At 74.1% G+C, this 22,808-nt stretch carries 20 protein-coding genes and 1 pseudogene; 11 read left to right on the top strand and 10 right to left on the bottom strand.

The genetic code is table 11. The features are described from left to right. Positions 1-35: 35 nt before the first annotated feature. The 4 genes from ACSNN8_RS39410 (at position 36) to ACSNN8_RS39395 (ending at position 3,164) form a co-directional block, all read left to right on the top strand. Positions 36-572 (top strand): SHOCT domain-containing protein, encoded by a 537-nt coding sequence (locus tag ACSNN8_RS39410; protein ID WP_436655834.1) that lies wholly within the window; start codon positions 36-38, stop codon positions 570-572. Positions 573-650: 78 nt separating this feature from the next. Further along, positions 651-1,106: a hypothetical protein gene (locus ACSNN8_RS39405; protein WP_436655832.1), complete on the top strand. Its 456-nt coding sequence runs from the start codon at positions 651-653 to the stop codon at positions 1,104-1,106. 193 nt (positions 1,107-1,299) lie between these two features. Beyond that, entirely contained in the window at positions 1,300-2,490 is a 1,191-nt protein-coding gene (locus tag ACSNN8_RS39400; RefSeq protein WP_436655830.1) for a low temperature requirement protein A, read from the top strand. A gap of 125 nt (positions 2,491-2,615) precedes the next feature. Next, a complete protein-coding gene (locus ACSNN8_RS39395; RefSeq protein ID WP_436655828.1) occupies positions 2,616-3,164 on the top strand; it encodes a DUF1062 domain-containing protein in 549 nt (182 codons plus the stop codon). A gap of 61 nt (positions 3,165-3,225) precedes the next feature. On the opposite strand, the gene ACSNN8_RS39390 is transcribed toward ACSNN8_RS39395, so the two are convergent. Then, complete coding sequence (locus ACSNN8_RS39390; protein WP_436655827.1) at positions 3,226-4,602, bottom strand: FAD-binding oxidoreductase; 1,377 nt, start codon at positions 4,600-4,602, stop codon at positions 3,226-3,228. Positions 4,603-4,674: 72 nt separating this feature from the next. Next, positions 4,675-7,857 carry a BTAD domain-containing putative transcriptional regulator gene (locus ACSNN8_RS39385; RefSeq protein WP_436655825.1) on the bottom strand — a complete coding sequence of 1,061 codons (3,183 nt, stop codon included), beginning with the start codon at positions 7,855-7,857 and terminating at the stop codon, positions 4,675-4,677. Between the two features lie 114 nt (positions 7,858-7,971). Between ACSNN8_RS39385 and ACSNN8_RS39380 the strand changes: the two genes are divergently transcribed. The 3 genes from ACSNN8_RS39380 to ACSNN8_RS39370 all read left to right on the top strand — a co-directional run bounded on the left by ACSNN8_RS39380 (position 7,972) and on the right by ACSNN8_RS39370 (position 11,627). Beyond that, the gene (locus ACSNN8_RS39380) at positions 7,972-8,319 is read left to right on the top strand and encodes a YciI family protein (RefSeq protein WP_436655824.1); all 348 of its coding nucleotides are present in this window, start codon (positions 7,972-7,974) and stop codon (positions 8,317-8,319) included. Beyond that, the gene (locus ACSNN8_RS39375) at positions 8,316-9,542 is read left to right on the top strand and encodes an RNA polymerase sigma factor (protein WP_436655822.1); all 1,227 of its coding nucleotides are present in this window, start codon (positions 8,316-8,318) and stop codon (positions 9,540-9,542) included. The genes ACSNN8_RS39380 and ACSNN8_RS39375 overlap by 4 nt, the downstream gene beginning before the upstream one ends. 201 nt (positions 9,543-9,743) lie before the next feature. Further along, complete coding sequence (locus ACSNN8_RS39370; RefSeq protein ID WP_436655820.1) at positions 9,744-11,627, top strand: adenylyl cyclase; 1,884 nt, start codon at positions 9,744-9,746, stop codon at positions 11,625-11,627. Between the two features lie 184 nt (positions 11,628-11,811). Here the strand turns inward: ACSNN8_RS39370 and ACSNN8_RS39365 are convergent, their stop codons facing one another. From ACSNN8_RS39365 to ACSNN8_RS39355, 3 genes are read right to left on the bottom strand one after another with little or no spacing between them, the layout of a single operon-like run. After that, the gene (locus ACSNN8_RS39365; protein ID WP_436655818.1) at positions 11,812-12,549 is read right to left on the bottom strand and encodes a DUF4241 domain-containing protein; all 738 of its coding nucleotides are present in this window, start codon (positions 12,547-12,549) and stop codon (positions 11,812-11,814) included. Positions 12,550-12,555: 6 nt separating this feature from the next. Further along, positions 12,556-12,915 (bottom strand): hypothetical protein, encoded by a 360-nt coding sequence (locus ACSNN8_RS39360; protein WP_436655816.1) that lies wholly within the window; start codon positions 12,913-12,915, stop codon positions 12,556-12,558. A gap of 9 nt (positions 12,916-12,924) precedes the next feature. Continuing rightward, entirely contained in the window at positions 12,925-13,329 is a 405-nt protein-coding gene (locus tag ACSNN8_RS39355; RefSeq protein ID WP_436655814.1) for a TetR/AcrR family transcriptional regulator, read from the bottom strand. Positions 13,330-13,573: 244 nt separating this feature from the next. Between ACSNN8_RS39355 and ACSNN8_RS39350 the strand changes: the two genes are divergently transcribed. Next, on the top strand, positions 13,574-14,128 hold the full coding sequence (locus tag ACSNN8_RS39350) for an FxsA family protein (RefSeq protein ID WP_436655812.1): 555 nt from the start codon (positions 13,574-13,576) through the stop codon (positions 14,126-14,128). A gap of 24 nt (positions 14,129-14,152) precedes the next feature. Here ACSNN8_RS39350 and rho read toward each other — a convergent pair. Next, positions 14,153-15,238 (bottom strand): annotated as a pseudogene (rho, locus tag ACSNN8_RS39345) (transcription termination factor Rho); the annotation flags it as partial. Positions 15,239-15,491: 253 nt separating this feature from the next. On the opposite strand from rho, the gene ACSNN8_RS39340 reads away from it, so the two are divergent. Next, a complete protein-coding gene (locus tag ACSNN8_RS39340; RefSeq protein WP_436655810.1) occupies positions 15,492-16,361 on the top strand; it encodes a hypothetical protein in 870 nt (289 codons plus the stop codon). Beyond that, on the top strand, positions 16,358-18,145 hold the full coding sequence (locus tag ACSNN8_RS39335) for a hypothetical protein (RefSeq protein ID WP_436655808.1): 1,788 nt from the start codon (positions 16,358-16,360) through the stop codon (positions 18,143-18,145). Before ACSNN8_RS39340 ends, ACSNN8_RS39335 begins: the two co-directional genes overlap by 4 nt. 328 nt (positions 18,146-18,473) lie before the next feature. On the opposite strand, the gene ACSNN8_RS39330 is transcribed toward ACSNN8_RS39335, so the two are convergent. Genes ACSNN8_RS39330 through ACSNN8_RS39320 form a run of 3 tightly spaced genes read right to left on the bottom strand, consistent with a single transcriptional unit; the run spans position 18,474 to position 21,153 of the window. Then, positions 18,474-19,106, bottom strand: a complete 633-nt coding sequence (locus tag ACSNN8_RS39330) for a DUF4190 domain-containing protein (RefSeq protein ID WP_436655806.1) — start codon at positions 19,104-19,106, stop codon at positions 18,474-18,476. Between the two features lie 24 nt (positions 19,107-19,130). Beyond that, positions 19,131-20,216 carry a glycosyltransferase gene (locus ACSNN8_RS39325; RefSeq protein WP_436655804.1) on the bottom strand — a complete coding sequence of 362 codons (1,086 nt, stop codon included), beginning with the start codon at positions 20,214-20,216 and terminating at the stop codon, positions 19,131-19,133. Further along, positions 20,209-21,153 (bottom strand): glycosyltransferase family 2 protein, encoded by a 945-nt coding sequence (locus ACSNN8_RS39320; protein WP_436655802.1) that lies wholly within the window; start codon positions 21,151-21,153, stop codon positions 20,209-20,211. Before ACSNN8_RS39320 ends, ACSNN8_RS39325 begins: the two co-directional genes overlap by 8 nt. Before the next feature lie 205 nt (positions 21,154-21,358). Between ACSNN8_RS39320 and ACSNN8_RS39315 the strand changes: the two genes are divergently transcribed. Continuing rightward, positions 21,359-22,240 carry an MEDS domain-containing protein gene (locus ACSNN8_RS39315; protein WP_436655800.1) on the top strand — a complete coding sequence of 294 codons (882 nt, stop codon included), beginning with the start codon at positions 21,359-21,361 and terminating at the stop codon, positions 22,238-22,240. 6 nt (positions 22,241-22,246) lie between these two features. On the opposite strand, the gene ACSNN8_RS39310 is transcribed toward ACSNN8_RS39315, so the two are convergent. Beyond that, entirely contained in the window at positions 22,247-22,804 is a 558-nt protein-coding gene (locus ACSNN8_RS39310; RefSeq protein ID WP_436655798.1) for an NADAR family protein, read from the bottom strand. Positions 22,805-22,808 lie beyond the last annotated feature (4 nt).

The following is a 22,808-nucleotide window of genomic DNA, read 5'->3' as shown; positions in this document are numbered from 1 at the left end:
CGACGGGCTGGTGCCCGCCCCTTAGGATCTTGCGGGTGCGTACCCGGGTCCTGATCGCGTCGATCGTCGGTGTCCTCGCCGCGCTGGCCGCCGGTTTCGGCACGTACGCCATGGGCAGCCTCGGCGACTGTGTCGCGACGGACAGCTGCCAGGTGCCGATCGGCGTCACCATCGCCACGTTCGGGGCCGGGCTGCTCGTCGCCGTGCTCGCCACCGTCGCGGGAGGCGGCCTGCTGGTCATGGCGGCGACGTTCACCGCGATCGGCGCGGGCGCGCTGCTGGCGGCTCCGCACAGCGATGTCTCCCTGTGGATCCTCGGCGTCGCCTTCGTGCTCGGCGGGCTGTGGGTGCTCCGGATCGCCGTGCCCGTGACCCGCGACGCGGTGCGCCGGCAGGTCGTCGAGGACACCGGCGTCAGCGGCACCGGCGTGGCGCCGCCGGTCACCGACTCCGGTGCGACGGTCAACGGCGGTCTGGCGGATCAGCTGGCCAAGCTCGACGAGCTGCACCGGTCGGGCGCGCTCACCGCTGCCGAGTTCGACGCGGCGAAGGCCCGCCTCCTGGCGGGTTGAGGGGCCCTGCGCGCCGCACGGACAGGCCCAGCCGCCGCGGCGCGAGTTGCGCCACCACTCCCACGCCGGAGGTCCACTGTGAGAACCCCACGCCTGTCCACCACTCTGGTCACCGGCGAAGCGATCCCGCCGGCGTTGCGCACGGCCGCCGGCTCGGCGCTCGCACCGACGGCGGTCTGCTGCCTGACCCACGCCGAGACGCCTCGCCGTCTCCGCTCGCCCGCCGTGGTCGACGCGCTCTACATCCTCGGCGACCAGCGCTTCACCGCGGTCACGGCGATCGGTTCGGGGGCCGGGGCGGTCAGCAGCTCCGTCCGGGACCTCCGGCCCGGTGTCTCGATCAGCGGCGGCGCCTTCACGACGGCGGCGCAGACCGGGCCCGGCCCGGCCGACGCGAGCATCTCGCTCTCCGGCTTCTGGGTCGGCGGCATCCTCAACGACCGGGGCACCCTGCGCATCCTGCTCGAGGGCAACGCCGACGGCCTCGAGTTCCGGCGCCGCCTGCTGGCCCAGCTCGCCGCCGGTCCTGCGTGACGCGGGGCTTGACCGGTTGCGCCGGGGGCTCCAACGACGGTGCTTACATGATTACATGGTGGCGTCGGCGACGACGCACCCAACCGCCTTCGGATCGCCGGCACGAGGCCCGTGAAGGAGGGGCGCAATGAGTCAAGACCAGGCCGGTTCGGCGGCACGTCCTCGCAGGCGGAGTCGCCTCCATGCGCAGACGATGCCGGAGACCGGATCCGTCACTCCGCTCGAACTCTTCTTCGACCTGGTGTTCGTCTTCGCGCTGACCCAGGTCACCGCCACCATGGCGGCGCACCTCAGCGGGACGGGCCTGATCCGTGGCCTGCTCGTCGTCGCCCTGCTGTGGTGGAGCTGGACCGGATACGCGTGGCTGGCGAACCTGGTCCGCGCGGACCGCGGGATCGCCCGGATCGGCATGTTCGCGGCGATGGCGGCGATGTTCGTCCTGGCCCTGACCATTCCCGAGGCGTTCGACGACGCCCCGGGCGGTCTCTCCGGACCGATCGTCGTGGCTGTGTGCTACTTCGTCTTCCGCGCGCTGCACCTGCTGTTGTTCTACGTTCTGTCGTGGGACGACCCCGGGCTCCGCCGTCAACTGGTGCGGTTCACCCCCGCGATGCTGGGCGGCACGGCGCTGCTGCTGGCCGCCGCCGCCACCGATGGCACGACGCGCACCTGGCTGTGGGTGGCGGCGCTGACCGTCGACTATGCCGGGACCTACTTCGGCGGAGCTCGCGGGTGGCGCGTGCGGTCCGCCGGTCATTTCGCCGAACGGCACGGGCTCATCGTCATCATCGCGCTGGGCGAGTCGATCGTGGCGATCGGGGTCGGCGTCGCCCGTCTGCCGATCTCCTGGCCGATCGTGGTCGCGTCCGTTCTGGGCCTGGCCCTGGCCGGCGGCCTCTGGTGGACGTACTTCGGTGTCAGCGCGGCTGCCGGCGAGCACGCGCTGGGCACGGCTGCCGAGCATCGGCGCGCCGGCCTGGCCCGGGACGCCTACAGCTTCCTGCACCTGCCGCTCGTGGCCGGGATCGTGCTGCTCGCGCTGGGGCTCAAGAAGGCTCTCGAATACGTGGGGGACGAGCAGGCCCACTCGCTGAGCGACCCGCTCAAGGGTGTCGCCCTGGCCGCGCTCGTGGGTGGCGTGGTCGTGCACCTGCTCGCCCAAGCCGCCTTCCGGTGGCGCACCACCGGAAAGCTCGATCCGGCGCTGCCGGCGGCTGCCCTGCTCGTCGCCCCGCTCGCCTGGCTGGGCGCCGAGCTGCCTGCCCTGGCAACGCTCGCCGCGGTCACCGTCGTCACCGTCGCAGCGGTCGCGTACGAGGCCGGGCGGCGACGCGGAAATCAGTGGAGCGGCGCCGCCGAGGGCGGCTACCGTTCTGCGGACTGAGTCGTGGCGAGGAAAGACGTGCCGTTGTACACCCTGTGAGACCTCCCGAGTGAACCGTCGCGCGTTGCGCCTGGGCGCCGCGCGGCCTGCTGCTGCGGACTTCTCACGGAAACCGGTGTACCTCTGTGCTCATTCATTGGGCCGTCGTGCCCACGTGCCTGCCTGTCATCCTCCGCCGCTGCCACGGGTGCGCGTCCGCGCGCCTGCGGGCGGACGGCAAGTTTCGTGTCAACGCCAACCACAAGCTGCTCGACGCCTGGCTTCTCGCGCTCTGCACCGCCTGCGGGGAGACGGCGAAGCTCACCGTCCTGGAGCGGGCGCCCGTCCGTTCCGTACGGCCGGAGCTGCTCGACCGGCTGCACCACAACGACCCGGGCCTCGCGGCCGAGCTGCTCCAGGATCCGGTCCTCGGGCGCCGCAACCGTTTCACCCTCGACTGGGACGGCGCCTGGCGCCTCGACACCGGGGGAACGGACCACCGCGACGCCGAGGTCCTCGACGTGTCGGTGCGCTTCGCGGCGCGGATCCCGGTGCGGCCGGTGCGGCTGATCGCCGAGGCGTGCGGCCTCGCCCGGGCCGAGGTCGAGCGGCTGGTCGCCGAGGGCAGGATCGTCTCGGCCGTCCGGCTGAGCGGCAAGCTCTCCGGCGATTTCGGCTTCACGATGAAGCCGTGATCCCCGGGAACCGGTGCGGGGGCCCGTCCGCCAACGGGCCCCCGCACCGCCGGGCGCGGCGTCAGGCCGCGTCGCGGACCGGAACCTGGCCGGCGCGCAGGACGTTCGCCGGGTCGTAGCGCTCGGCCAGCGACACCAGGCGGGCCAGCGTCGCGGGGTCGTAGGAGCGCGCGATCCGCTCAGCCCCGCTGCCCGAGGACAGGTTGGGCAGGGCGCCGCCGGTGGCCCACGGCGCGAGGGCCTGCCGCACCGCGGCGGCGTGCGGCACGATCGCCTCGGCGACGGGCGGCACGGGCACTCCGATGAGGATCAGGGCGTACGCCGCGTCGCGGTGGCACAGGGCGCTGGGGTGCCGCGGCTCGGCGGCCAGCGCCCCGCCGAGCTGGCGCAGCTCGACCATCACCTGCGGGGAGCGGGCCTGCGGGCCGGCCACGGCCAGCAGCGCGTCCACGGCCTCGGCGGGCAGCGCGGAGAGCAGGTCGGTCTCCTCGATCACCGGCATGGGGTCGGTCGGGTCGGCGTGCACCATGCCGATCGCGGCGTACGGGATGGTCTGCACCGCGTCGATCAGCGGGGTGGCGGCGGCCCGCATCGGGGCGAGCACCGCGGCCCCCGACTCCGCGGGCCCGGTCCAGGCGAAGCGCACCGCGACCGTGAACGTGCCGGCCAGCGGCTCGGGCACGCCCGGCATCGGCGGCAGCTGCAGCAGCGCGAGCGAGGTGGTGGCCTCGACGGGCAGCGAGGACGACCACTCGCGCCAGCGGTGCACGACCGTGGCGGCGTCGGCGCCGGCGAAGTACAGCGCCCCGGCGTACACGGTGGACAGCGGCACGAGGTCGAACTCCAGCGCGGTGACGATGCCGAGCGCCCCCTTGCCGCCGCGGACGCCCCAGAACAGGTCGGGCTCGTCGGTGGCGGTGACCCGGCGCGGCGTGCCGTCGCCCGTGACGATCTCGATGGCCCGGACGCGGTCGGACGCCCAGCCGAACGTCCGCGCGACCGGGCCCAGCCCGCCGCCGGTCGTGTAGCCGACGACGCCCACGCCGGGCGCCGAGCCGCAGAGCGGGGCGAGCCCGTGCAGCGCGGCCGCGTCGAGCACCTGCTGCCAGCGCACGCCGGCGCCGACGCGGGCCCAGCCGTCCGGGTGCACCACGCACTCGTCGAGCCGGCCGGTGTGCACCAGGATCGCGCCGTCGAGCGTGCCGGCCAGGCCGTGGCCGGTGGCCTGCACGGCGACCGAGCGCCCGGTGGCGGCGGCGAAGCGTACGGCCTCGGCGACGTCCTGCGCGTCGCGGGCCTCGACGACCGCGGCCGGGGTGGCGGTGATCGCGACGTTGAAGCCGGCCGTCAGCTCGGCGTACAGCGGCTCACCGGGCAGCGCGAGCGCTCCGGTGAGCCGGGGGCGCAGCGACGCGACGGGGGTGGCGACGGTGGTCATGGTGTTCTCTCCTCAGTGCTGTGCGGCAACACCGGGGACTCTGCCGACCGCCACTTGCGATCGGCTTAAGGATCACCTTGCGAAACCCTTGCGGGCCTGCTCGACCTGCCAGGCCGACCCCACCCGCTCGCCCTGCTCGGCCGCGGCCCGGCGGTGCGCGGCGGCCTCGGCGGGAAGCTCCAGGGCGTCGGCCAGGCGGGCCATCTCGAGGTCGTACGAGCCCCAGCAGGCGCCCGCCGTGCCGACCACGATCTGCCGGCCGCGCAGCGGCTCCAGCGACGCGTACGCCGCCCGCAGGTCCCCGCCGAGCGCCAGCGCGATCCACGCGTGCACGACGAGGACCGAGTCCGTGGTCCAGTCCCGCGGCACGACCTCGGGCCAGCGCCGCCGCAGCCGCCGCGCCTGCGCGAGGTCGCCCGCCTGCGCCGCGGCGAGCACCGCCGTGCCCTGCAGCAGCGGCACGGCCAGCTCCTCGGCGGCCTCCACCAGCTCGCCGACCGCCTCGCCGAGCCGCCCGTCGCGGCCGCGGAACGTGAACGTGTGCAGCGCGCTGCAGAACCGGGCGCCCCACAGGCTGGTCTGCCGGAACCGCTCGTACGCCTGGATCGCGTACTGTTCGCCCTCGGCCCACTGCCCGCGCAGCATGGCCCGCCCGGTCTCCTGGTAGAGCAGGTGGGGCCGCACGTCGGGACCGGTCAGCCGGCCCGCGAGCCGGGTCGCCGCGGCCAGGTCGGCGTCGAACCCCTGCGCGTCGCCGAGGTGCAGCAGCAGCGGCCCGCGGTGCAGGCGGGCGAAGAACTCCGTCCGCAGGGGAAGCCCGCGGCCGGCGAGCGCGAGCGCCTCGTCCGCCGCGGCCGTCCACCGGTCGACGCGGTCCGCCGAGCCCCACGTCGAGATCATGTAGTTGTTGATGGTGCGGCCGAGCAGGTCGGGGTCGCCGAGCGTGCGGGCCAGCTCGACGGCCCGCTCGGCGTACGCGACGCTGTCCCGCCGGCGCGTGGGGCTGTACGCCAGCTCGACGCCGAGCGTGCCCAGCAGCCGGGCCCGCAGCGCCGGATCCTGGTCGCCCGCGCGGGTCGCCAGCTCCTCGAGCAGCGCCACCAGGCCCTCGTCGACGACGCCGTACGCCCGCCAGTTCCACAGCGTCACCCCGCCCCACACGCTCGCGGCCGCGGCGAGCCGGTCGTGGTCGCCGAGCCGGCGCGCCACCGCGATCGCCTCCGCGACCACCTCCTGCGCCTCGGTGAGCCGACCGGCGCGCAGCAGGTCGTCGCCGAGCTCGACGAGCAGCCGGTGCCGCTGGTCGGCGTCCGGCCCGAGCAGCGCCAGCGCCCGCCGGGTCTGCATGGCCGCCTCGGCGTGCGCGTGCTGCTCGCGGGCGGCGGCCGCGGCCTCGATCGCGTACCGGCGGGCGGGCGCGGCGCCGGTGACCGGCACGGCGTGGAAGTAGTGGTAGGCGAGGCGGTCCACCTCGCCGAGCTCGCCCGCCACCCGCGCGTGCAGGCGGGCCGCCGCGATCCGGCTCAGCCCGGCCAGCAGCGTCTCGCGCACCAGCGCGTGGCTGAACCGCCAGCGCCACGCGGTCTCGTCGAAGCGCAGCACCCGCCCGGCCACGGCCGGTTCCAGACGGGTGATCACCTGTTCGGCGTCCAGCCCGGCGGCCGCCTCGAGCAGCGGCAGTTCGGCGTCGCGGCCGATCACGGCGACCAGGCGCAGCAGGTCGACCGTGTCGCTCGGCAGCCGCGACAGGCGCCGGTCGAGCACGTCGCGCACGGACGGCGGCAGCGTGTCCACCCGGCCCTCGGCCGCCATCAGCTCGACCAGCTCGCCGGCGAAGAACGGGTTGCCGTCGGTGCGCTCGTGCACGACCCGGGCGAGCTCGTCGACGTCGGCGCCGGCCGAGCGGGGGGCGATCAGTTCCCGTACGTCGTTCGCCGTCAGACCGGTGAGCTGCAACCGCTGGGCGCGGGGCTCGCGCGCGAGGGCGGCCAGGCAGTCGACCACCTCGGCGGGCAGCTCCTCGCCGATGGTGCGCACGGTGAGCACCACCAGCAGCCGCAGGCCCTCGAGGTGGCGGGCCAGCAGGGTGAGCAGGGCCAGCGACGTGGCGTCGGCCGCCTGCACGTCGTCGAGCACCACGAGCAGCGGGGTGGCCGTGGCCGCCGCGGCGAGGCGCCGGCGCAGCTCCGCGAAGAGGGCGAACGTCGGGTCGCCGTCCGCGTCCGCGCGCAGCGGGCCCCCGCCGAGCCGCTCGAGGATCTGCGACCACGGCCAGAGCGCGGGCACGCCCGCGTCGTCCGCGCACCGGCTCCACACCGGCCGCCAGCCCTGCGCGCCCGCCAGCGACGCCGCCGCCTCGGCCAGCCGGGTCTTGCCGATGCCGGCCTCGCCCTCGAGCACCAGCACCGCCCCGCTGCCGCGGGTCACCTCGGCGAGGGCGGCGCGCAGCCGGGCCTGCTCCGCCTGCCGGCCGACCAGGAGGCGGTCGGCGGCCGCGGGCTCGACGGCGGCGGCGGCGCGCCCGCTGAGCGCCGGATCCTGGCGCAGGACCGCCTGTTCCAGGGCGCGCAGCTCGGGCGAGGGGTCGATGCCGAGCTCGTCGGCGAGCGTGCGCGCGCAGCGGCGGTACGCCTCGAGCGCGTCGCCCTGCCGGCCGGCCGCGTACAGCGCCTCGATCAGCGCCGCCCACAGACCCTCGCGCAGCGGGTGCCCGGCCACGAGCCGTTCCAGCTCGGCGACCGCCTCCGCCGTACGCCCGAGGCCGGCCCACGCGACCGCCCGCCGTTGCCGGGCCAGCACGTGCAGCTCGGCCAGCCGGGCCCGTTCGGCCACCACCAGCGGGTCGTCGGGCAGGTCGGCGAGGGGCTCGCCGCGCCACAGCTCGACCGCCTCGGTGAGCAGCCCGGCCACCGCGTGCGGGTCGCCGGGCCGGCTCGCCTCGTCGAGCAGGGCGGGCAGGCGGGCCAGGTCGAGGTCGGCGGGGTCGACGGCGGCGAGGTAGCCGGGGGAGCGGGTGACGATGAGCTCCCGGCCGAGCAGGCGGCGTAGCTGGGAGACGTACGCCTGCACGGTTCCCGTCGCCCCGGGCGGCGGCGCGTCGCCCCACAGGGTCGCCACCACGCGGTCGACGCTGACCACCCGGCCGGCCTCGCTGAGCAGCAGGGTGAGCAGCGCCCGCGGTTTCGCCCCGCCCGGCTCGACCGGCGTGCCGTCGGCGGTGCGCACCTCCAGGGGACCCAGCAGCCGGAAACGCATGGCGCCAGGCTAAACGGGTCGATGATCGGCGGAAATCATCCTCGCGGCGTTGTCGATGTCGCCGAACGTCGCGCGACGAGCGTTTGACACCCACGATGGAACAGGGAGGCCGGCATGAAGTACGCACTGCTGATGTACGGGGCCGAGAAGGACTGGGCCGAGGCCGACGAGGCGACCCGGGAACGGGTGTACGAGGCGCACGGGCGCTTCTCCGAGCTGCTGCGCTCGCGCGGAGCGGACCGGGGTGGCGAGGAGCTGGCGCTGTCGGACACTGCCACGACCGTACGGCTCAACGGCGGCGAGCCGCTGATGACCGACGGGCCGTACGCGGAGACGGCCGAGCAGCTCGGCGGTTTCTACCTGGTCGAGGCCCGCGACCTGGACGAGGCGCTGGAGTTCGCCCGCGAGCTCGCGGGCCTCGAGGACGTCATCGAGGTCCGGCCGGTCGTCGAGCACCCGTGACCGGCGTCGAGGCCGCCTTCCGCGAGCACCGTGGCCCGCTGCTGGCCACGCTGGTCGCCGAGCTGCGCAGCTTCGACCTCGCCGAGGAGGCGCTGCAGGACGCCCTCGCCGCGGCCACCGCGCAGTGGCCCGCCGAGGGGGTCCCGCGGCGCCCGGCGGCCTGGCTGCTGGCGGTCGCCCGCCGCCGGGCCGCCGACCGGCGCCGCCGCGAGCAGACCCTGACCCGCTACCTGCCGCTGCTGATCACCAGCGAGCCCGTGCCGGCGCCGCCGCTGCCGCTCGCCCGCCTCGCCGCCTCCGGCTCACGGGACGGCGCGGGACACGACGACTCCCTCGAGCTGCTCTTCGCGTGCTGCCACCCGGCACTGGGCCGCGAGGCGCAGGTCGCCCTGACGCTGCGCTTCGTCGCCGGGCTCTCGGTCCCGGAGATCGCGCGGCTGTTCCTCGTGCCCGACGCGACCATGGCCGCCCGCGTCACGCGCGCCAAGCAGAAGATCCGCGCGGCGGGCATCCCGCTGCGCGTCCCCGCGCCCGCCGACCTGCCGGCCCGCGCCGAGGCCGTCCTGGCCGTGCTCTACCTGCTGTTCACCGAGGGCTACCGGTCGTTCCGCGACGAGGTCGCCGGCGAGGCGGTGCGGCTCGGGCGGCTGGTGCGGGCGCTGCTGCCGGCCGATCCCGAGGCGGCGGCGCTGCTCGCGCTCATGCTGCTGCAGCACGCGCGGCGGCGGGCCCGGCGGCGTGCGGGCCGGCTCGTGCTGCTGGCGGACCAGGACCGTACGCTGTGGAACGCACCCGAGATCGCCGAGGCGCTCACCCTGCTCGCCGCGCCCGCCCCGGCCGGCCCCTACCGGCTGCAGGCGCTGATCGCGGCCCGGCACGCGGTCGCGGCGCGCGCCGCGGACACCGACTGGCCCGCGATCGCCCGGCTCTACGAGCGGCTCGAGGCCCTGACCGGTTCGCCGGTCGTGCGGCTCAACCGCGCGGTCGCCGTCGCCGAGTGCGAGGGGCCGGCCGCGGCGCTCGAGCTGCTCGACGGGCTGGCGGATCTGCTGCCCCGCAACCATCACGTGCCGGCCGCGCGGGCCGAGATGCTGCTGCGCCTGGGCGCCACCGAGGCGGCCGCCGACGCGTTCGACCGTGCGCTCGCGCTCGCACCGACCGACACGGAGCGTGACTTCCTGCGGGAGCGGCGTGGGAGCGTGTCCGGTACCGGTACCGGCTGATCCCCGGTACCGGTACCGGGGCCCGAAAATCCAAGGTCGGGGGCTGTTCGGGCAACGTCCGTACCGGAACCGCGGCGAGATGTCCGAAGCCTGTGCGATTGCCGCTCTCGGTGCGGCCGCAGCTTCTTGACATGTCGATGTGTCTATTGCTTGCTGTGATCCAGCTTGTTGCTCCCCCGTTAACGGAAGGAACCTTTCCGCATGACGACAACCGCCGGGCGGCCGTCCGGTCGCCGGCACCTGCGACGGATCCTCGCCGTGGGGCTCACCGCCGTCACCGTCGGTGCGCTCACCAGCGTCCCCGCCGCCGCAGCACCCGTCACCACGGCCACCGCGGCCCCCTCCTTCGGCAAGAACGTGACCGTCTTCGACCCGAGCATGCCGGTCGCCGAGATCCAGGCCAAGCTGGACGCGGCGCACGCCAAGCAGGTCGACAACGAGATGGGCACCGACCGCTACGCCTTCCTGTTCAAGCCGGGCACCTACGGCACCGACGCCCAGCCGCTGCAGATCAAGGTGGGCTACTACACCGAGGTCTCCGGCCTCGGCGCCTCCCCGACCGACGTCGTGATCAACGGCAAGGTCGAGGTCTACAACCGCTGCCTCGAGGGCGGCGGCACCAGCAACTGCCTCGCGCTGGTGAACTTCTGGCGCACGCTGTCCAACCTGTCCATCAAGGTCAACGGCGCGGGCCAGGAGGGGTGCCGGGCCGGCGCCAACTTCTGGGCCGTCTCGCAGGCCGTGTCGCTGCGCCGGCTCAAGGTCGACGGCGGCTTCACGCTGATGGACTACTGCACCGCCGGACCGCAGTACGCCAGCGGTGGCTTCATCGCCGACTCGGAGTTCGGCGTGGTCACCAACGGCTCGCAGCAGCAGTGGCTGACCCGCAACAGCAAGGTCGGCCAGTGGTCCAACGGCGTGTGGAACCAGGTCTTCTCGGGCGTCGAGGGCGCCCCGGACGACTCGGCGTTCCCCAACCCGCCGTACACCACGCTCGCGCAGACCCCGCTGAGCCGGGAGAAGCCGTACCTGTTCGTCGACGCGAAGGGCAAGTACGCCGTCCGCGTGCCGAACGCGCACCGCAACACCAGCGGTGTCTCGTGGGCGCAGGACCAGACCTCCGGCCGGACGATCCCGCTGAGCGACTTCTACGTCGCGAAGCCGTCCGACCCGGAGTGGCTGATCAACGCCCAGCTGCTGCTCGGCAAGAACCTGCTGCTGACCCCCGGTGTCTACGACATCGACCAGAGCCTGCACGTGCTGCGTCCCAACCAGGTCGTGCTCGGCATCGGCCACGCCACGCTGACCGCGGTCAACGGGGTCACGCCGCTCAAGGTCGCCGACGTCCCCGGTGTCGTCATCGCGGGCGTCACCATCGACGCCGGCACCAAGGAGTCGAAGAACCTGCTGCAGGTCGGCAACAAGAACGGCCTGGGCATCAGCTCGCCGGCCAACCCGACCACGCTGTCGGACGTCTACTTCCGGGTGGGCGGCCCGCACATCGGCAAGGTCGACACCGCGCTCGAGGTGAACAGCGACAACGTGCTCATCGACCACACCTGGGTGTGGCGCGCCGACCACGGCGTCGAGGGCTTCACCGAGGGCAAGAACGGCGACACCCAGCGGTGGCGCACCAACACCGGCCGCTACGGCGCCGTGATCAACGGCGACAACGTGACCGCGACGGGCCTGTTCGTCGAGCACTTCCAGCGGTACAACACCGTCTGGAACGGCGACAAGGGCACCACGGTGCTCTACCAGAACGAGCTCCCGTACGACCCGCCGACGCAGGCCGACTGGATGAACGGCACCGTCAAGGGCTACGCGGGCTACAAGGTCGGGGACAAGGTCCGGAACCACCAGCTGTACGGCGCCGGCGTCTACGTCTTCAACCAGAATAACCCGTCGATCGAGACCGAGAACGGCTTCGAGGTCCCGAACCGCCCGGGCGTGAAGCTGCACCACATCATGACCGTCAACCTCAGCGCCGGCGTGATCAACCACGTCGTCAACGGGGTGGGCCCGGCCGCCGACACCACGAAGGTGGGCACCCCGGTCTACATCACCGATTACCCGACCCCGTAGGGGGCGAGCAGTCACACGGCGGGCCGGAACCCTCGGGTTCCGGCCCGCCGCGTCTGTCTCGCATGGTGTGGTCTGAAGGGGCGGATGCCTCCTGGCGGGGAAAGGCACCCGTCCCGTTCGTCATTGTCCCGCCCTCCGGCCGCCGCGCCATTGTCCGATCAGCTACATGCCACCGGGTGTGCGGCTATCCGACAGTTGCCCGCCACGGGGTCGCGCTCGGGCCCGGCCCGGCGACGAGCAGGTCGACCAGGAAACAGGACACCGCGCCGGTGGCGGTGCGCCCGATCCAGGTGGGGTACCCGCCGTCGCCCCAGCCGGTGGCGAAGGCGACGGCGCCCACGTCGGGGCGGCGGATCGGGGCGTCGGGGCTTCTGACGGTGAGCGCGTCGTCGTCGCTGTCGATCAGGCGGCCGACGGCGTCGAGGGCGGTCGCGTCGAACAGCGCGATGACGCCGATGTCCACGCCGGTGTCGAAGACTTCGCCCGGCTGCAGGGTGGCCGGGTCCTGGCCGTCGCGCACCGCGAGATCCCAGCGCACCGGTGGCTCGTCGCGGATCGTCACGCGGGCGGCGGCGACGCGCACGTCCGTCCAGCGCAGCAGCGCGAGCTCCACCGCGTACGTCCCGGGCGGCACGCGCGTGGTGAACAGGCCGATCGGCGGCGACCACGACCGCGGCGGCAGCCAGCTCGGGTCGACCGCGGTGAGGCGTCCGCTCGGCAGTGGGAGCCGCCCGGCCGGCAGCACCTCGGCGGTGGCCGTGTCGCCGGTGCCGACCGGGTGCTGCGTGCCGGCCTCGAACAGCGACGCGGCGACATCGGGATAGAGGCCGGGCAGCTCGGCGGGGTCGGGCGTCGCGGTGGCGCGGGTGCAGCCGGCCGCCGCGCAGACCAGCGCCAGCGCGAGGGCCCGTCGGCGCTTCACGGCCGGTCAGCGCCCGGAGCCGAGCGACTTCTCGACCAGCTCGACCGTGGCCCGGGGGTCGTCCACCTGGACGACCAGGCGGGCGTACCGCTCGTCGCGCAGCTCGATCACGACCGCGCGGGCCGGGTCCTTGACGTCCCAGAACACGCGCTCGCCGTCGAGGTGGAAGGTGCCGGCCGTGATGACACCCGGAACATGCGTGCCGGGGGCGCGCAGGCCCTTCCTCTCGTTCACGATGCCCGGGTCGACGGTGGCGCCGCGGACGTTGGACAGCGGGATGCTCAGGCTGCTCTTGAGCGCCCACAGCCGGTCGAGACCGCTGATCTCGACGACCAGCGTGTCGCCGTCGATGCGTACGTCTGCCATGGCAGCTCCTCAGGGTGTCGCGCGGGCCCGCAGGCGCAGGCCGAGCAGGGTGGCGGTGGCGGACGGGCCGCCGAGGGCGTCGTCGAGGTCGTGCAGGGCATGGTCGACGAGCGCGGCCACCTCGGCGTCCGCGGGGGCGCGCTCGGCCATCGCCAGCAGCAGCAGGTCGATGCCGGGGCCGGGCTCGACGGCGCCCCGGGCGATCAGCGGCGCGAGCTGGTGCTCGAGGTGGTGGCGCAGCGCGGCCAGGTAGAGGCCCCGTTTGCTGCCGAAGACCTTGTAGAGGCTGTTGCGGTGCACGCCGAGATGGTGGACCAGGTCGTCGACCGAGACGCTGTCGTACGCCCGGCCGGCGAACAACGTCACGGCCGCGCGCACCACCTCGTCCTCGTCGAACGCCCTCGGCCTGCCCATGCCGTGAACGCTAGCGAATTGAGGAACGATCAGTCAAGAACAATCGTTCCCTTATGCCGTCGCAAATGATTTCCGTCGGTCGCCTGGTGGCCCGGCCGCGTCATCGGGCCGGGGATCGCGGATCCGACCTACGACCTGACGCTGTCCGACGGCACCGTCGTGCACGACGCGCAGCCGTGGCACGCACGTTGACGCCGTCGGCGACACTCCATTGTGATCCGGGAGTCGGACACGGGAGGCGGACATGCGCGGCAGAGACCCGGCGACCGCGGCGCTGTCCTCGGTGGCTGCGCTCGTGGTGCTCGCCGTCATCGAGATCGCGACGTTCGTGGAGGTCGTCCGCGCGATCGGCGGACCGGCGGCCGCTCTGCTCCTGACCGCGATCAGCGCGGCAGGGCTTCTCCTGCTGCGTCACGAAGTCGTCCGCGGCCGCCGCCTCCTGCAGGCGGCAGTCGGCGGGAGCGCTCCGGTGGGCCGCAGTGCGAGCGATTCGGCGGTGCGCCTGTTCGGTGCGGTGCTCGTGGCGCTGCCCGGATTCTTCAGCGCGGCACTGGGGCTGATCCTGCTGCTGCCGCCCAGCCGCATGCTGATCCGGCGGGCCGTGGAGCGGTCGGTCGAGGAGCAGGACGACATCTCCGCCGCCGACCTGTTCGGCCCGCGCCGCGTGCGTGCCGGCCGGGCCGGGCGACGGGGTGGCCGGGCCACTCCTGCCGACGACGCTGTCGATCCCCGGACCCCGACTCGCACCGCGGCGGGCGCGATCGAGGGCGAGATTCTGGACGGCGAGGCGGCGCGCTGAGCGGCGCCATGGTTGCGCGCGCGGTCAGGCGGCCAGCGAGTGTGCCACCCGGCGCAGGAAGTCGGTGTTCGACGGGGTGCCGCGCAGCTGCTCGAGCAGGCGGCGCAGGTCCTCCGGGCTGCGCAGCGCCCGCCGCACCTGCGTGATGATGGCCAGCTCGGCGGGGGAGAGCAGGGTCTCGTCGTGGCGGGTGCCGGTCGACGACAGGTCGATCGCCGGGAAGACGCGCGCCTCGGCCAGCGCCCGGTCCAGCTTGAGCTCGGCGTTGCCGGTGCTCTTGAACTCCTCGAAGATCAGCGTGTCCATCGCCGAGCCGTTCTCGACCAGCGCGGTGGCGATGATGGTCAGCGAGCCGCCGCCCTCGATGGCGCGGGCCGCGCCCAGGAACCGCTTGGGCGGGTGCAGGGCAGTGGAGTCGAGACCGCCGGAGAGCGTACGCCCCCGGCCGGGCGCGGCAAGGTTGTACGCGCGAGCCAGCCGGGTGATCGAGTCGAGCAGCACGACGACGTCGCGTCCCTGCTCGACGAGCCGCTTGGCCCGCTCGATCGCCAGCTCGGCGAGCGCGACGTGCTCGTGCGGCGGCCGGTCGAACGTGGCGGCGACGACCTCGCCCCCGACCGTACGGGAGAAGTCCGTCACCTCCTCGGGCCGTTCGTCGACGAGCACCACCATCAGATGGCACTCGGGGTTGTTGTGCGCGATCGCGGTCGCGATCTGCTTGAGGATCGTGGTCTTGCCGGCCTTGGGCGGCGCCACGATCAGCGCCCGTTGACCCTTGCCGATCGGCATGGCCAGGTCGATGACGCGGGTGGTGAGCAGCCGCGGGTCGGTCTCGAGCCGCAGCCGTTCCCGCGGATGCAGTGCGGTGAGGTCGTAGAAGTCGCGCCGGCGGCCCGTCGGCCGGTCGAGCCGCAGGGTCGCGGGCCGGCGGCCGTTGGTGGTGGCGGTGCCGGTGACCCGGTCGCCGCGGCGCAGGCCGAGCCGGCGCACCTCGCTCAGGGCGACCGGGATGTCGCGCGGGCCGGGCAGGTAGCCGTCGGCGCGCAGCCAGGCGCGGTCGTCGACGATGTCGAGCAGCGAGTCGACTCGCACCTCGACGGGATTGCGGGTAGCAGGAACTGTCATGGGGGTACTCCTCGAAAGCCCGCGGTGCGCGGGCGGAGAGAAAACGCCGACGGGCGGCGGTGGAAGGAAACGGCCGGAACAACTCGGCCGGAGAGGCTCCCGGGGGCTACCACGACTGGTGCCGCATCCGGAGGCGACTGGGGTCAAGGTAGCACTGCCCCGCCGGAAGTCATAGCACCGGCACGCTTCGGACACCGGGTGTTTCCCGTACGGCCTCCTGCGCGGTGTGGAATGCGGCGTGCACCACGCCAACCACTACTACGGGCACTCGCACGTCCTGGCGCGCTACTGCGGCCTCGACGACGCCGAGCCGCCGCGGATCCACGGCTACCTGCAGCACGGCTGGAACATCGGCGACGGCATGGCCCCCGATCACGAGTACGTGCCCGGCATCGCGAAGTTCGTGTGGAGCGAGCGGGTGCGCCGCCGGGCGTGGTCGCTGGGCCGCCGCGAGGTGTACGTGGTGGGCTCCCCGTGGGCGTACCTGCTGACCCTGTCCCCCCTGCCGGACGCGCCCGGCGCCGCGAAGCGCGAGGGCACGATCTGGTACCCGTTCCACGGCTGGGAGGGTCAGCACATCGTCGGCGACCACGACGGGCTGATCCGCGAGATCCGAGAGACCGAGACCGGGCCGGTGACCGTGTGCCTGTACTGGCAGGAGTTCCGCGACAAGCGGGTGCGGGCGCGCTACGAGCGGGCCGGTTTCCGGGTGATCTGCCACGGCTACCGCGGTGGCTGGTGGAAGGACCTCGACCCCGGGTTCCTGTACCGTCAACTCGCTGAGCAGCGCAGACATTCCCGCGTGGCGTCCAACCGTCTGTGCAGCGCCATCATGTACGGCACGCTCGCCGGGTGCGCGCCCGCCGTGTACGGCGACCCGATGCAGCTCGAGGGGGAGAGGTCCGCGTACGGCGGGCAGGCGCGCATCGTGCGGGAGTGGCCCGCGATGCACGGCGCCGAGATCGACCCCGCGGTCGCGCGCGAGATCGCCGTCGCCGAGCTGGGCGCCGACCGGCTGCTGCCGCCCGCCGAGCTGCGCCGCCTGTTCGGGTGGCCGGCCCCGCGTTCCCGGGCCGACGTCGAGCTGACCGGAGTGATCACCCGATGACGACGCCGATCGGCGGCGAGATGCTGCTCTGGTCCGACCTCGACGGCACGCACGGTCCCGCCCCCGCCGGCGGCGCCACCCTGCGCACGCTGCTCTCCGTCGTTTCCGGGCGTACGCTCGTGGCCGGCCCGCACGCCCCGGAACTGCTCACCGGCCTGCCCTCCGTGACCGTCCTCGTCCGCGGCGCCACCGACGCCGACGCCTATCCGGGCCACGAGGTCCTCTGCGGCAGCCTCGAGAAGCTCGCCGCGCCGGGCTCGTACGACACCGTGGTCGCCCTCGACGGCCTCGACCGCCTGCTGTCCGCCGAGGCCGCGCCGCACTCGTGGGACGAGACGCTCGCCCTGCTGCTGGCCCAGCTGAGGCCCGGCGGCCGCCTGCTGCTCGGCGTGCCCAACCTCTTCGGCGTCGACCGTCTGGCAGCTCTCCCCGCGCCCCCCGCCGACAGCGACTGGGTGGTCCCCGACGACCGCGACCCGCACCGCCCCGCCGGCCACGCCCGGTTGCTCACCCACCTCACCGCCGCCGGGCTGCGGATCGTGCGCGACTACGCCGCGTACCCGTCACTGTCGTCGCCCAGCGTGCTGCTCGGCCCCGCCATCCTCGCCGATCCCGGCCTCACCGGCTTCGTGTCCGCCACGCTGACCACCGCCGTCCAGCCCGCGGCCGACGCCCTGACCGACCCTGTTCGGCTGGCCACCGCCGCCCTGCGCAACAACCTCGCCGCGGAGCTGGCCCCCGCCTGGTTCGTGCTGGCCGAACGACTTCCCGCACCGCCCGCCGGGTCGGATCCTGTAGCGGCCCCCGGGTTGGACGACTTTCCGGCCGCCGCGTCGGTCAGCCGTGCGGTCGCCGGGTCAGTGCGGCGCCGGACCGCCGGATCGGTCAGCCCTCCGGTTGCCGTTTCGGATGCCGCGCCGGCCCCCGTCTCTGATGCTGTTGCTGCCACCGATCTGGACAGCTCTCCCGCCGCCGCGGCGACCGACGCGCTGCGGGCCGCTCCGGCAGCCGACGGGCTGCCCGACGCCGTGATCGGCATCCGCGAGGTCCGGCTGCCCGCAGCCGACCTGCCGCGCGGCCGCACACTGGAGGATCATCTCCTGGCCGCCGCGCAACGGCGTGACCTGCCCGCCATGCGCCAAATGCTCACCGCCTGGCAGTCGGGACCCGCCGCCGGAGTTCCCGCAGCCCAGATCGTCGTCTCCCTCGCCGAGCCGACGACGGCCGCGGTCCCCGCCGCTTCTTCCGACGAGCCGGCGACGGCCGCAGCCCGCGCCGCCTCGTTCGGCGAGCCGACGACGGCCACGGCCCCCGCCGCCTCTCCCGCCGAACCGGCCACCGGGGGCAGGCTCGTATCCTTGGCGCCGGCCGGGGATCCGCTCGAGGCTCTCCGCGCGTTCGCCGCGGCGGCGATCGCCGGCGGCTACGCCCACCTCTGGCCGATCCCCGCCGACGAGGCCGAGCTGACCGCCGTGCTGGCCGGCATGACCGGCCGCGAGGTCGAGCCGTCCGAGGTCCCGCCCGCGAGCCGTCCCGTCGCCCACGCCGTCGGGGACCTGCTCGCCGCGCGGGAGCGGCTCACCCGCGAGCTGGCCGAGGCCCGGGCCAAGCACGAGTGGTACGAGAAGATGCTGCTGCACCGCGAGGCCGAGCTGAAGCGGGTCCGGCAGATGAACGCGCTGCTCTCCGCCACCGTTCCGGGCAAGGCCGCCACCCGCCTGGTGGGCGGCCTCCGGGCCGGCAAGCGCGCGGTGCGCGCCGTCGTCCGCCGCGCCCGTGGCTGACTAACGGCGCCCGCGGCCGGCCGACCGCGCCGCAGGCGGATTGCTCGCGCTCGTGACTTATTGGAGACGCCGGTGACTGGCTGGCGGCCGGTGGCTGAGTGACCGTGCCCGCGGCTGAGTGGCCGCCCCTTTGGGGTGGGCCGCGTCCGGCGGCTGAGGGGTCGCCGTTGGGGATGGGCCGCGTCCGGCGGCTGAGTGGCCGCGCCGTTGGGGGTGGGTCGCGTCCGGCGGCTGAGTGGCCGCGCCTTTAGTGGGTGGGCCGCGGCCGGCGGCTAGCTGGCCGTGCCCATTGCTGGCTGGCGGCGCCTGGGGCTGACGGGCACGGGCATCAGTCCTTGAGGGAGCCCGTCACGGTGCCGGTGCGCTGGTGGGCGAAGCACAACACGCTCGGGTCGCTGGAGGAGCCGAGCTCCGACATGCGGGCGGTGAACAGGAAGTAGTCCGCGTCGTCGGGGAGCTTCCGGCCGGCGTACGCCGGGAAGCGCTGCTCGCACCCGGCCTCGGCCGCCTCCTCGGTGCCGTCCGGTGACGGCGGCTTCCAGACGGCGTAGACCTCGCTGGTGTGCGCGCTCGAGCAGGGCAGTACGTCGATCGAGGCGCCGGTCTGGTCCTCGAGGTCCTTGACGCAGTCGCCGGCCCGCAGGTCGCGCAGGGCGATCGACCGTTCGCCGCGCAGCACGCCGGCGGCGTCGCGGTCGGGTCCGTCGGCGGCGTCGCGGAAGATGCCCACGGTGACGAACGCGGCGATCGCCGTGATCCACAGTCCGCAGATGCTCAGCGCGACGATGGCGAAGATCTTGCCGCGCCGGTCACCGTTGCGGCGGCTCTGGGTCAGCCCGATGACGCCGAACACGATGCTGATCAGGCCCACGCAGCCGAACAGCGACAGCGTCAGCGCGGCGATCGAGAAGCCGTTGGTCTTGCCGTTCCACACCTTCGCCGGGCGTTGCTGAAGATCCACGCGGGGGACCGTACATCGACGGGTCTATTCGCGCTGTCCCGTGAGCTCGTCGTAGAGGTCCTCGAGCCGGCGGCTCTGCCGGGTGACGTCGAACTCCGCCTCGGCCCGCGCCCGGCCGGCGGCGCCCATCGAGGCCTGCAGGCCGGGGTCGTCGAGCAGTTTGCGCAGGTGGGCGGCGAGCGCCTCGCGGTCGCCCTCGGCGCCGAGCAGCCCGGTCACCCCGTCCGCGACCGCCTCGGGGATGCCGCTGTGCCTGGTGGACACCACCGGCAGGCCCAACGCCATCGCCTCGACGACCGTTGTGGGCAGGCCTTCGCTGTCGCCGTCGGCGGCCGTCCGGGAGGGGGCCGCGAGCAGCCGGGACCCGGCGAGCACGCGGTAGACCTCGTCGGCGGGACGGGCGCCGAGGAACGTCGCGTCGATGCGCAGCTCGCGGGCGTACGCCTGCATCCTGGCGAACAGCGGCCCGTCGCCGACGAACACCGACCGGGCCGGCACGGCGGCGAGCGCGGCGATCAGGTCGTCGGCGCCCTTCTTCTCGACGAAACGGCCCACGAACGCGACGTCCCACTGTTTCGGGACGGCCGGCAGGGCGGGGATGGGGACGCCGGTGTGGTGCACGCGGATCCGGTCCGGGTCGGCGCCCCAGCGGATCGCGTGCCGGCGGATCTCCTCGGAGACGGCGATGAGCAGCCGCGCGCGCCCGAAGACGGTGCGCAGGTTGCGGCGGTAGCGCACGCCCTTGAGCCCGGGGGTGGCGGGCTGGCGGGTCACGTCGTGCCCGTGCAGCGTGACCACGAGCGGGAGGCCGGCGGCTGCGCCGCTGACGAGCCAGCCGTCGCCGCCGAAGTGCGCGTGCACGAGCCGGGGGCGTACGCCCTGGATCAGGCGGCGCAGGTGCGGCGACTCACCCGTGAGGCGCAGCCGCATGAACGAGCGCGGGTCCGCGAAGGCGATCAGGTCGGTGTCGCGCGCCAGCACGGACTCGGTTCTGGTGGCGCCCACATAGACGGGCCGCCAGCGGGTCAGCGCGTCGGCCTGGTTGCGGATGAACGTCTCCGACGCCGAGATCATCGCGCTGCGCCAGACCACCACCCGGCGCTCAGGCATCGGCGGCCTGCGGGGCGGGGCGACGGCCGACGACCAGGTCCCGTACGCGGTGGCGGACGTCCGGCGGCAGCGCCCAGATCTGCGCGAACGTGACGTAGTCGAGCGCGCCCGGACGGCCGTGGGCGCGCGCCTCGGACAGCAGCTCGCGCGCGACCGTGAGGCTGCGGGTGGGTGCGGCCATCGAGCTGATCACGCTCATCGTCACGGCGGCGTACGCGCGGGGCGTGAACAGGTGACGGCTGGAGCGCAGCCACGCGAGCTGTTCCGCCCACGGGTTCTGCAGGCTGATCCGCTCGCGGTTCTCGTCCTGGTGCCACAGCACGAGCGGCTCCGGGGCGTACAGCAGCTCCACGTCGTCGTGCTGCAGCGCCCGCAGCGTCCAGTCGAGCTCCTGCTGGCGGCGCAGCCCGACGGTGAACGGCACGCGGCGCAGCAGCTCGGCCGGCGCCATGATCGTGGAGGTCTGGATGAACCCGTCGCCGTAGAACAGGCCGCGGCGCACGGTCAGGTACTCGCTGAGCGGCTCGCCCGGCTCGGGCAGCCGCCGCGGCATGACCGTGTCGGAGCGGGGCGTGCGGCTGACCATGCGCGTCGCGACGATGGGCGACGCCTTGGTCGCGGTCGTGGCGAGCGCCAGCTGCGCCTCGATCTTGCCGGGCAGCCACTCGTCGTCGTCGTCGAGCAGCGCGACCCACCGGCCCTCGGCGTGCCGCACGCCCTGGTTGCGCGCGTTGGGCGCCTTGCCGCGCTCGGGCAGCACGACCACCCGCAGCCGGTCGTCGCCGACCTGCGCGAGCGCGGCGACGGTCGCGTCGTCCGGGCCGTCGACCACGACGATCACCTCGAGGTCGCGGTGCGTCTGCGCCAGGGCACTGCGCACCGCGCGGGTGGCCAGCTCGGGGCGGTTGCACGTCGGGATGACGACGCTGACGTCCATGGACTCCTGCTCGGGCTCGCGCGGTAGGGGCTGGGCCGGACGATAGGGACGCCCGGAGACCGCCCGGTTAAGCGCAGGCGTCGCCGACACGAAGCGCTCATGTGAAAGGGCGGTCGGTGGCCTCACCCGTACGAGGTAACGCATCGGAAGCGGTTCGAAGCGTACGGTGAACCGCACTCTGCGGAGGCGGACCGCACGAGGGGGGATGACCGTGGCGGGGCAGGCGCTTCTCGATCGCCTGGAGCTGGGCGACCACGTGTGCTGGACCGTGGACGACGACGCGCTGCGGCTCACCGAGATCGCCGGTGTCCTGCACGACGGGCTGCGCGAACGGCACAAGCTGATCTACTGCGGCGACGACCCCGGCGCGGTGCTCGACCGGCTGGCGCGCCGGGGGAGCGAGGTGCGCGACGCGCTCGACTCGGGTCAGCTGCGCGCCGGGACGGCCGAGGGCAGCTATCTGGCCGGCGGCGTGTTCGACGCCGAGGGCACGCTCGCGCACTGGCACGTCGAGAAGGCGCGCGCCCGCGCCGAGGGCTACCGCGGCCTGCGCGTGGTCGGCGACATGAGCTGGGCGCGGCGGCGCGTTCCCGGCGCGGAGACCCTCGAGGGGTACGAGGCCCGCGTCAACGCGATCTTCACCGACGGCTTCGTGATGGGCGTCTGCGCGTACGACCGCAGGCTCTTCGACCCGCTGCTGCTGCGGCGCCTCGCGCTCGCGCACCCCGGGGCGGCCGGTCCGCTGCTGCCCTTCGACCCGGACACCTCGCTGCGGATCCGCCGGACCGAGCAGCCGTACGGGCTGTGGCTCTCGGGCGAGGCGGACATGTCCAACCGGCGCGCGCTCGAGGCGATGACCGAGGAGGCGTACGCCGTACGCGACGGCAACGCGGTCGTGACGCTCGACGTGACCGCGCTGCGGTTCGCCGACACCGCCGCGGCGCGCATCCTGCTCACCGCGGCCGCCCGCCTCGGCCCGCTGCACGTGGTCGGATGCTCACCCGTGCTTCTGCGGCTGCTCGACTTCCACGGCGCCGGCGACATCCCCGGGCTGGTCGTCACCGCCGGCTACCCCGGCGACGACTGACGCCGCTCAGCCCCGCCGCAGGCCCTCGCGGACGTCCATCAGCGCGAACCCGAGCAGGTTCGTGCCCCGCCACCGGCGCGGGTCGCCCGCGGCCGGGTCGTCGCGGCCCAGCCCGATGCCCCAGATGCGGTCGAGCGGGCTGGCCTCGACCAGCACGCGGTCGCCGGTGGTCAGCAGGTACTCGCGCAGCTCGTCGTCCTGCCCGAACTTCGCCAGGTTGCCGGCCACGACGATGCCGTAGCGGTGCTCGTCCCACACGTCCTGCCGGAACCCGCTCACCCGCCCGCCCAGCGTCTTGGCGACCTGCGGGTGCGGCGCCGCGAGGATCCGCGCGGCCATCGCGTCGTCGCCGAACAGCTCGGCCTTGCGCCACATCATGTAGTGCTCGGCGGAGGGGAACTCCCGGCCGTCCACGGTGAACCGGCACGGCCACCACTGGCTCAGGCAGCCCGCCCCGGCGCTGCCGTCCCGTTCGGGCCGGTGTCCCCAGAAGAACAGATACTTGACGCGGTTGCTCTGCGCGTACGTGGCAAGGTCGTCGACGTTGCGGGCCATCACGGACATGCCC

It is taken from the genome of Actinoplanes sp. URMC 104 (genome assembly GCF_051386375.1).
Classification (GTDB): Bacteria; Actinomycetota; Actinomycetes; order Mycobacteriales; family Micromonosporaceae; genus Actinoplanes.
Note: the sequence above shows the minus strand (reverse complement) of the source record. Positions and strands in the feature narration are given on the sequence as shown.